This window comes from Methylibium sp. T29-B (assembly GCF_000576225.1).
Taxonomy (GTDB): Bacteria; Pseudomonadota; Gammaproteobacteria; order Burkholderiales; family Burkholderiaceae_C; genus Methylibium; species Methylibium petroleiphilum.
Window position 1 is genome coordinate 1 of the sequence record NZ_AZSN01000138.1, and the last position, 9,615, is coordinate 9,615.

The following is a 9,615-nucleotide window of genomic DNA, read 5'->3' on the forward strand; positions in this document are numbered from 1 at the left end:
GGCGGCCACGCCGGGCACTGCGGCCTCGGGGGGTGGCGTGGCGCCGGGTGCCGCGGCGCCGGCGTTGACGACGGGAGCCGTGATCGGTTCGGGCGACGGGGCGGTGGCGCAGGCTGCCAGCACGAGCGTCAGGGCCAGCACGGACAGCGTGGCGCGACGCTTCGGCGTGAGCAGCAGGGCGGTCATCGGAATTCGTTCTTCCACTGTCGCAACGCCGCGAGCACGCTCACCGCATCGTCGCCGGCGGCGCCATGCGCGCGGGCACTGGTTCGGACCTGCGCGCTCGTGACGCGCAGAAAGGGGTTGACCTGTCGTTCACGCGCCACCGTGCTGGGCAGCGTGGGCAGGTCGCGTTGTCGCAGCGACTCGCACTGCGCAACGTAGTCGATCAGATCGGCGTTGCCGGGTTCCACGGCGCACGCGAATTTCAGGTTGCCGAGTGTGTACTCGTGGGCGCAGCACACCCGCGTGTCGCCGGGCAGCGCGGCCAGGCGCGACAGCGACGCATGCATCTGCGCCGGCGTGCCCTCGAACAACCGGCCGCAGCCACCACTGAACAGCGTGTCGCCGCAGAACAGGATGGGTGCTTCGCCGGCCGGCTGGCCGAAGTAGGCGATGTGGCCAGCGGTGTGGCCGGGCACGTCGATCACCTCGAAGCGCGTGCCGAACAGCTCGATCGCATCGCCGTCGCGCAGCGGCAGGCAGGGCTGCGGGATGGTCTCGCGCGCCGGACCGTAGACCGGTCCGCGGCCGTCGGGCAAACGTGCACGCAGCGCGTCGACGCCGCCGACGTGGTCGCCGTGATGGTGGGTCACTACAATCGCCGCGAGCTTCAGTGACCGCTCGTCGAGCGCGCGAGTCACCGGCGCGGCTTCCCCCGGATCGACGACGATGGCCGACACGCCATCGTGGAGCATCCAGATGTAGTTGTCCGTGAAGGCGGGAACAGCGATCAGGTTCATGGTGCAGGAAGCGTCGAGTATAGATTTGCCCTTGTGGCTGCAGACCCCGCCCGGCCGGTACGTGTTGGCGTGGGAACAGGCGCGCATCGAAACGCATGTGGCCGATGTGTTCGGATTTCACGCATTGCAGCTCGGCCTGCCGGAGATCGATGCGCTGCAGGCCAACCGCATGCCGCACCGTTGGCTTGCATTGTCGGCCCGCGAGGGCGCCGCGGCGACCGTTCCAGAAGACGGCGGCGCCGCGCCGCGCACCGTGGCGCTGTCGTGCGATTTCGATGCCTTGCCGTTCGCGAGCCAGAGCCTCGACCTCGTGGTGCTGCCGCACACGCTGGAACTGGCGCGCGACCCCCACCACACGCTGCGCGAGGTCGAGCGTGTGCTCGTGCCCGAAGGCCAGGTCGTGATCACCGGGCTGAACCCGACCAGCCTGTGGGGTTTGCGCCAGGCGGGCGGACGTGCTGCGCAGCGCCTCGGTCGCCGCAGCGACGACGAGCGCCTGTTCCTGCCGCGCGCCGGCGACTTCATCGCCTACCGGCGCCTGCGCGACTGGCTGCGCCTGCTCAGCTTCGAGGTCGAGAGCGGCGGCTTCGGCTGCTACCGGCCGGCCTTGCGCTCGCAGGCCTGGCTGGACCGCTACGCGTGGATGGAGCGCGCGGGCGAACGCTGGTGGCCGGTGTTCGGCGCGGTCTATCTGCTCAAGGCCGTGAAGCGCGTGCGCGGCATGCGCCTCATCGGCCCGGCCTGGAAGAAGACGCCGAAGCCGCGCGCCGCGCCGGCCGTCGTCAGCCACAAGCACCACCGGGCAGGATCGTCGCCCGACGACAGAGAGAAAAGATTCGAGACATGAAGTGGATCGCCTACACCGATGGCGCCTGTGCGCCGTCGAATCCCGGGCCGGCGGCCTGGGGCGCCGTGCTCATCGCGCCGGACGGCCGCACCGAGACCGATCATTTCGGCTTCATCGGCCACGGCACCAACCAGATCGCCGAACTGACTGCGGCGATCGAAGGCCTGACGCGCGTGCCGGCCGGCGCGCTGGTGGAACTGGTGTCGGACAGCCAGTACGTGCTCAAGGGCCTGAGCGAGTGGCGCACCGGCTGGGAGCGCAAGGGCTACCGCAACTCCAAGGGTGAGCCGGTCGCCAACCTGCATCTGTGGAAGCAGTTGTTCGCGCTGGCCGATGCGCGCAAGGTGTCGACGCGTTGGGTGCGCGGACACAACGGCGACCCGCTCAACGAGCGCGCCGATGCGCTCGCGAACAAGGCGCTGGCGCTGAAATCCGGCAGCGCCGGCTGAGTCCGGTCGCTGCGTCCCTGCTCAGAGCAACTCCCAGGCGAGACCCAGCAGCCCGGCGGCCAGCACGACCGGGATCACGCCGATCCGCAAGCCGAACAGCGCGACGGCCGCTGCCGCGCCGATCAGTGCCGCGGTCCACTCGAAGTGCCCCTCCAGCCCGGCCGGCCACAGCACGTGGTAGGCGAAGAACACCGCCAGGTTGACGATCACGCCGACCACTGCGGCGGTGATGCCGGTCAGCGGCGCGGTGAACTGCAGCTTGCCATGCGTGGTCTCGATGAAGGGCCCGCCCAGCAGGATGAACAGGAAGGACGGCAGGAAGGTGAAGTAGGTGACGACCACGGCGGCGGCGGCGCCGGCCGCGAACAGGGCGTCAGACCCGAACACCGCATGGGTCCAGGCGCCGACGAAACCGACGAAGGCCACCACCATGATCAGCGGGCCGGGCGTGGTCTCGCCGAGTGCCAGGCCATCGATCATCTGCGGCCCGGTCAGCCACTGGTAGTGTTCGACCGCGCCCTGGTAGACATAGGGCAGCACTGCGTAGGCGCCGCCGAAGGTCAGCAGCGCGGCCTTGGTGAAGAACCACCCCATCTGCGTCAGCACCGCCGACCAGCCGAAGGCCAGGCTCAGCGCGCCGAGGACCACGGCCCACAAGGCCACGAAGACCACCAGCACGCGCGTTGCATGCGGCCAGGAGAAGCGGGCGTGGGCCGGCGTCGGCGTGTCGTCGTCGATCAGCGCCGGTCCCGGCCGTGCTGCGCCCTGGCCATGGCCGCCGCCGATCGCGAAACGATCGGGCAGGTAGCGGCCCCCGAGGTGGCCGAGCAGGCCGGCTGCCAGAACGATCAGCGGGAACGGCGCGTGCAGAGCGAAGATCGCCACGAAGGCCGCGACCGCAATGGCCCACAGCCAGGCATTCTTCAGTGCGCGGGAACCGATGCGCCAGGCAGCGAACACCACGATCGCGGTGACCGCCGGCTTGATGCCGTACAGCAGGCCCGCCACCGCCGGCAGTTCGCCGTAGGCCAGATAGACCCACGACAGTGCGATCAGGATGAACAGCGAGGGCAGCACGAACAGCCCGCCGGCCACCAGGCCGCCCCAGGTGCGGTGCATCAGCCAGCCGATGTAGGTGGCCAGCTGCTGTGCTTCCGGACCGGGCAGCACCATGCAGTAGTTCAGCGCATGGAGGAAGCGCTGCTCCGAGATCCAGCGGCGCCGCTCCACCAGCTCCTGGTGCATGATCGAAATCTGCCCGGCCGGACCGCCGAAGCTGATGAAGCCGAGCTTGAGCCAGAAGCCGAAAGCCTCTCGGAGGCCGACTTCGGCGGGCGGGGCGGTGTCGCTGGGGTTCATCGGCGGCGTGCATCCTCACGGCATCGCGCCGTCACGCCGGCGAGTATCTCAGCGTCGCTTGTCGGTTCAGGGCATCGCTTCGACGTGCGCCTTGGTGATGGCGCCGTCCGAGCGGCCCTTCAGGTAGGCGTAGAGCTGATCGATGTTGCCGACCACGTTGGGCGCCTGCCCGAAGCTCGGCATGCCCTTCTCGAGACGGCCCTGGGTCACGGTAGTCACGAACTCGGCCTTGCTCAGCGTCTTCAGGCTGTTGATCAGCGATGGTCCCACCATGCCTTCCTGGTTGGCGCCATGACAGCGGTCGCAGGCCGCGGCGCGCCAGGTGCGGAAGCCCTTCATCGTTTCGGGATCGACCTTGTAGCCGTCGACCACCTTGTACGGTGCGGCGCCGCCGGAGGGCGTGGCCGCTGCGGCGGCGGGCTTGGCGTCGGCCGCCGGCGCAGCAGCCGGCGTCTCAGCGGTGGCCGCGGGCGGCTTGGCGGCGGGCGTGGGCGTGGCCTTCAGGTCGCGCAGGCACACGATGCGGGCACCCCCTTGAAGCGACTCGCAGTAGGCGCGGTCGGCCTCCAGGTCGGCCCGTGCCGTGCCGGTGACGAGCAGCATCGCCAGTGCCGCGTGCGGGGCGATGCATTGTTTCCACGAGGGCTTCATTCCACTGATGCGCATTCATTGACTCCTGGTTGGGTTCGGCCGGACGCCCGCATCGAACCGCGATGCGAGGGTGACAAGCGCACCGTAGGGCGTCCGTGCAGGCACCGTAGTCGGCGGGCGCCGCCGATATGTGTAGGCGGCTTCCCACATCAGGCAGATGTCAGCTCGTCGCGCTCCGCGCGACGGCGAATCGACAGCGCCGTGACGGTGCGCTGTCAGGCGGCGTGGCGCATCAGTCGCCGGGTGCACAGCCTCGCACGGCGCCGGCTCGGGGCGGTCGAGCGCCTGGCGCAGCTGCCTCAACGCGGTGCGCACGCCTTCCTCGATCACCGGGTGATAGAACGGCTGGGCCAGGGCCTCGTCGACTGTTTCCCCGCGGCCGATGCTCCAGGCCAGCAGGTGGCCCAGGTGTTCGGCCGCAGGGCCCAGCATCTCGGCACCGAGCAGGCGGCGCGTGCCGCGTTCACCGTACACGTGCAGGGCGCCGACATTGCGCCCGATCACGCGGCTGCGGCCCTGGTTCTCGAAGCTCACGATACCGGTCGCGAAGCGCGTGCCGGCCGCGGTCAGCTCGCGGTGGCTGCGACCGGCCATCGCGATCTGCGGTTCGCAGAACACCACCGCCAGCGGCGTGCGGCGACGCCCGGCCTGCACGTCGGGATAGCGCCCGGCGTTGTGGCCGGCGATCAGGCCTTCATCAGACGCCTCGTGCAGCAGCGGGCGATCGTCGCCCGCATCGCCGGCGATGAAGATGTGCGAGTGGCCGATGCGCATCGTGGTGGGGTCGTGCAGCGGCACGCCGTCGGCGTCGCAATCGAGGCCGGTGTGCTCGAACCCGAGCGCGTCGGTGTTCGGTCGCCGGCCGATGGCGGCGAGCAGCACGTCAAAGTGTTCGCTGTGCGTGCCGGAGGCGCTGCGCCAGTGGACGGCGACCTCGTCGCCGAGCCGCTCGACGCGCTGCACCGTGGCGTCGCGCTGCAGCGGCAGCGTCGCATCGAAGTGGCTGGCGGCCAGCGCGGCCAGCGCTGGATCGCTGAGCGGGCCGACCGTCGGTCCGCGGCCCAGCAGACGCACGCGCACGCCCAGCAGATGCAGCGCCTGCGCCAGTTCGAGACCGATCGCTCCGGTGCCGACCACGGCCACCGAACGCGGCAGGTCCTGCCAGTCGAACACGTCGTCGTTGACGATCAGGCGATCGCCGAGCGCGCTGCGCCACTCGGGTGGCAGGCGAGGCCGCGAGCCGGTGGCGATCACCATGCGGTCGGCGCGCACGGTGAGCGCGCCCCCGGGGCCGTCCACCTGCAAGTGGTGCGGGTCGAGGAAGCGGGCCACGCCGTCCAGCCGGTGGTCGGGGGCGATGCGCTCGATGTCGTCGAGCACGAAGCCGACGAAGCGGTCGCGCTCGGCGCGCACGCGTGCCATCACGCGCGCGCCGTCGATGCGCACGCCCTGCACGTCGATGCCGAAGCGCGTCGCGTCGTCGACGGCGTGCGCGGCCTCGGCGGCGGCGATCAGCAGCTTGCTCGGCATGCAGCCGACGCGGGCGCAGGTGGTGCCGAGCGGGCCGGGGTCGATCAGCAGCACGCGCTCGGTGTGCTCGCGCGCCGCGCGGTAGGCGCTCAGGCCGGCCGAGCCGGCGCCGAGAATGGCAACGTCGACGTCGCGCACCGGGGTCATGAGGGCTCCTTGCAGATCGATCATTGCGGGCGGGCCATCGGTGCGACGCGCCCCTCGGTCTCAGACGAGCCCGTCGAACGGCAACACGTCGACGTAGCCGCCGCGCTCGACCGAGGCCTGTTCGTGGTGCAGCACGACCAGGCCGTTGGCCACGCTCATGCTGCGCAGGATGCCCGAGCCCTGGGCGCCGGTGAGCTGCACGTCCCAGTCGCCGTCGGCGGCGCGCGAGACGATGCCGCGCTGGTACTCGGTGCGGCCGGGCTTCTTGCGGATGGCCTCGGTGGCGCGCGCGCGCAGCAACGGCAGGCTCTGGGGCGTGGCGCCGGCCATCGCCAGCAGCGCATCGCGCACGAAGGCATAGAAGGTCACCATCACCGCAACCGGGTTGCCGGGCAGGCCGAACAGCACCGCGGTGCGGCCGTTCGAGGCGACGCGGCCGAAGGCCATCGGCCGGCCGGGCCGCATCGCGATGCGCCAGAACGCCACTTCGCCGAGCCTTGCCATCACCTGCTTGGTGTGGTCGGCTTCGCCGACGCTGACGCCACCCGAGGTGATCACCGCGTCGGCGTTCTCGCACGCGCTGCGGAAGGCGGCTTCCAGCGCGGCCGGATCGTCGCGGACCACGCCCAGGTCGAGCAGATCGACACCCAGGCGCGTGAGCATGCCGTGGATCGTGTAGCGGTTGCTGTCGTAGACGCAGCCGGCCTCGAGCGGCTCGCCGATCGAGCGCAGCTCGTCGCCGGTGGAGAAGAAGGCGACGCGCAGCCGGCGCCGCACCGGCACCTCGGCCCGGCCCAGCGAGGCGAGCATGCCGATGTCGGCCGGGCGCAGCACCCGACCGGCCTGCAGCGCGGCCTCGCCGCGCGCGAGGTCCTCGCCGGCAAGGCGGCGGTTGTCGCCGGTGCGCACCACGCCGGCGGGCAGCGTGACGGCGCCGTCGGCGACGCTGGTGAACTCCTGCGGCACGACGGTGTCCAGGCCGGCCGGCATCACGGCACCGGTCATGATTCGCACGCATTCGCCCGCGGCCACGCGGCCCTCGAACTGCTGGCCGGCAAAGCCGGTGCCGGCCAGGCGCAACGTGGTGGGCTGGCCGTCGCGCAGATCGGCACCGCGCAACGCGTAGCCGTCCATCGCCGAGTTGTCGTGCGCCGGCACATCGATCGGCGAGATGATGTCGTGCGCCAGCACGCGGCCGAGCGCACTGCGCAGCGCGAGCTGCTCCACCGCGCCGACTTTCGGCACGAAGCGCGCGATGAAGTCCTGCGCCTGCGCCACGGCCAGCGTATTGGGGTCGTAGCCGGCGATGCAGGAGGCGATCTGTTCGATCGACGGCAGGGCGGAGGGGGTCGGTGAGTCCATCGTCAGGGCGCGTGCTTCACAGCGTGAGCTGCATGTGTGCGCGATCGAAGTAGTGTTCGCCGCGCGCGTCGACCAGCCGCACCGCGCGCGGCAGCAGGCCGTAGCGGCGGAAGCCCGCACGTTCGTACAGCCGCAGCACGCGGTCGCTCGAGGCGGTGACGCTGAGCACGATCATCTGGAGGTCGGCGGCCTGGTGCGCCGCGGTGACGCAGGCGCCGACCAGTGCGCTGCCGATGCCGTGGCCGTTGTGGGTGGGCAGCACCATCAGCCCGATCAGCCGGCTGATGTGGCGGGTCTTGTTGCGTGTGTCGCGCTCGAGGCCGACCGATCCGACGAGCCGCTCGCGTCCGCCGTCTTCCTTGACGAAGGCGCCCAGCAGGAAGCTGCCGCCCAGCGGCTCGTTCAGCCCGAGCCGGCCCAGATAGCTCTCGGGCGTGCGCAGGCGCTGGCTCTCGTGGTCGGAGGTGAAGGCCTCGGGGTAGAGGCGCAGCGCCTCGTCGCGCAGGTTCTTGTAGGCCAGCAGGTCGGCCGGACCCAGGCGCCGGATCACGGCCGGCTGCTGCGCGCTCGGGCGCCGGGCGAGGGTCGGCTCAGACACGCTGCGTCTCCAGCCGGCGCAGTTCGTCCAGCGTGTTGGCGTTGAAGAACGGGGCGGCGTCGAAGTCGACCATCGCGCAGCGGTGCTGCGCCGTCCAGCGGTCGATCTTGCGGCCCCCGGCGTGGACGAAGCGGACTAGGCTTTCCAGCAGGGTGGAGCGCAGCAGGCAGAACACCGGCTGGGGCCGTGGCGCGCCGGGAGCGTCGGCGCTGTCGGGGGCGCGCACCATCGCGAGCTCGGCGTCCTCGGCCTCCAGTGCGTGGGCCAGGCGAGCCACCAGATCGTCGGGGAAGTCCGGCGTGTCGCAGGGCACGGTCACGACGAACGGCGACTCGGCACGCTCCAGCCCGACCAGGAAGCCCGACAGCGGCCCGGCGAAGTCAGGGTCGGTGTCGGGCCAGACCGGCACACCGAAGCTCTCGTAGGCGGCCAGGTTGCGGTTGGCATTGATCATCGTCGTCCCGACCTGGGGTTGCAGCCGCATCAGCGCGTGCAGCGCGAGCGGGATGCCTCGGTAGGGCTGCAGGCCCTTGTCCACGCCGCCCATGCGGCTGCCGCGCCCGCCGGCGAGGACGACACCCGTGATGTGTTCGGCGCCGATCATCGCGCTCGTGCCTCAACCACCGATGTAGCTCATCTCGACCTTGGCGGCCGCCGCCTCTGCGCCGGCCGCACTGCCGCGCAGTTCGGAGTAGCGATCGTCGCGGCCCTGCCAGATCTGTCCGATCGCCGCGGCGATCTGCCGGTCGTCGTAGGCGGCCGGGTCGCGCAGCAGCGCGCGCAGGTCGTGGCCGCGCTGCGCGAACAGGCAAAGGTAGAGCTTGCCCTCGGTCGACAGGCGGGCGCGGTTGCAGTCGCCGCAGAAAGCGTGCGTGACGCTGGAGATCACGCCGATCTCGCCGCGGCCATCGGCATAGCCCCAGCGCTCGGCGGTCTCGCCCGGCGCGGTGGGCTCGAGCGCACGCAGCGGGAAGACCTCGTGGATGCGCTGCACCACCTGCGCCGAGGGCAGCACCTCGTCCATGCGCCAGCCGTTGGTGATGCCGACATCCATGTATTCGATGAAGCGCAGCACCACCCGGCCGCCGAACCGTTCGCGGAAGAAGCGCGCCATCGGCACGATCTCCTGGTCGTTGGTTCCGCGCTTGACCACCATGTTGACCTTGATCGGCGCCAGCCCCGCGGCGATCGCCGCTTCGATGCCGGCCAGCACGTCGGCCACCGGGAAATCGACGTCGTTCATGCGGCGGAACACGGCGTCGTCGAGTGCATCGAGGCTGACAGTGACGCGCCGCAGCCCGGCCATGCGCAGCGCCACCGCCTTGCGCGCGAGCAGCGAGGCGTTGGTGGTGAGCGTCAGGTCGAGCGGCTCGCCGTCGGGCGTGCGCAGCGCCGCCAGTTGCGCGACCAGGATCTCGAGGTTCTTGCGCAGCAGCGGTTCACCGCCGGTCAGGCGAATCTTGCGCACGCCGTGCAGCGTGAACAGGCGCGCCAGCCGCGTGGTTTCCTCGAAGCTCAGCAACTCGCCGTGCGGCAGGAAGCGGTGGTCCTTGTCGAACACTTCCTTGGGCATGCAGTAGCTGCAGCGGAAGTTGCAGCGGTCGGTGACCGAAATGCGCAGGTCGTGCAGCGCGCGGCCGCGGCGGTCGCTCAGCAGCCCGCTCGGCGGCGGCGCCTGCACGGGCACGACCGGCCGCGCGGCGTGTTGCC

General features: G+C 71.0%; 10 protein-coding genes and 1 pseudogene. 2 read left to right on the plus strand and 9 right to left on the minus strand.

Going from position 1 to position 9,615, the window contains the following annotated elements:
* Together Y694_RS17100 and gloB are read right to left on the minus strand one after the other, a co-directional pair.
* Positions 1-186, minus strand: a pseudogene (locus tag Y694_RS17100) (lytic transglycosylase); the annotation flags it as partial.
* A complete protein-coding gene (gene gloB / locus Y694_RS17105; protein ID WP_036234713.1) occupies positions 183-962 on the minus strand; it encodes a hydroxyacylglutathione hydrolase in 780 nt (259 codons plus the stop codon). The pseudogene Y694_RS17100 and the gene gloB, both read right to left, overlap by 4 nt.
* Here gloB and Y694_RS17110 point away from each other — a divergent pair.
* Positions 961-1,809, plus strand: a complete 849-nt coding sequence (locus Y694_RS17110; protein WP_036234715.1) for a class I SAM-dependent methyltransferase — start codon at positions 961-963, stop codon at positions 1,807-1,809. The genes gloB and Y694_RS17110 overlap by 2 nt on opposite strands.
* Positions 1,806-2,258: a ribonuclease H gene (locus tag Y694_RS17115; protein ID WP_036234717.1), complete on the plus strand. Its 453-nt coding sequence runs from the start codon at positions 1,806-1,808 to the stop codon at positions 2,256-2,258. Before Y694_RS17110 ends, Y694_RS17115 begins: the two co-directional genes overlap by 4 nt.
* Before the next feature lie 21 nt (positions 2,259-2,279).
* Here Y694_RS17115 and chrA read toward each other — a convergent pair whose 3' ends face one another.
* The 7 genes from chrA to moaA form a co-directional block, all read right to left on the minus strand.
* Positions 2,280-3,617 carry a chromate efflux transporter gene (gene chrA, locus Y694_RS17120; protein ID WP_036234720.1) on the minus strand — a complete coding sequence of 446 codons (1,338 nt, stop codon included), beginning with the start codon at positions 3,615-3,617 and terminating at the stop codon, positions 2,280-2,282.
* A 66-nt stretch (positions 3,618-3,683) separates the two neighbouring features.
* Entirely contained in the window at positions 3,684-4,121 is a 438-nt protein-coding gene (locus Y694_RS26105) for a c-type cytochrome (RefSeq protein ID WP_375136166.1), read from the minus strand.
* 162 nt (positions 4,122-4,283) lie between these two features.
* The gene (locus tag Y694_RS17130; protein ID WP_231497738.1) at positions 4,284-5,945 is read right to left on the minus strand and encodes a dihydrolipoyl dehydrogenase; all 1,662 of its coding nucleotides are present in this window, start codon (positions 5,943-5,945) and stop codon (positions 4,284-4,286) included.
* A gap of 60 nt (positions 5,946-6,005) precedes the next feature.
* Entirely contained in the window at positions 6,006-7,307 is a 1,302-nt protein-coding gene (gene glp / locus Y694_RS17135) for a gephyrin-like molybdotransferase Glp (protein WP_036234722.1), read from the minus strand.
* A gap of 16 nt (positions 7,308-7,323) precedes the next feature.
* Entirely contained in the window at positions 7,324-7,905 is a 582-nt protein-coding gene (locus tag Y694_RS17140; protein WP_011830110.1) for a GNAT family N-acetyltransferase, read from the minus strand.
* A complete protein-coding gene (gene mobA, locus Y694_RS17145; protein WP_036234724.1) occupies positions 7,898-8,509 on the minus strand; it encodes a molybdenum cofactor guanylyltransferase MobA in 612 nt (203 codons plus the stop codon). The genes Y694_RS17140 and mobA overlap by 8 nt, the downstream gene beginning before the upstream one ends.
* A 12-nt stretch (positions 8,510-8,521) precedes the next feature.
* Positions 8,522-9,615: GTP 3',8-cyclase MoaA (gene moaA, locus Y694_RS17150; RefSeq protein ID WP_036234734.1), on the minus strand; the 1,094-nt coding region annotated here is incomplete at its 5' end.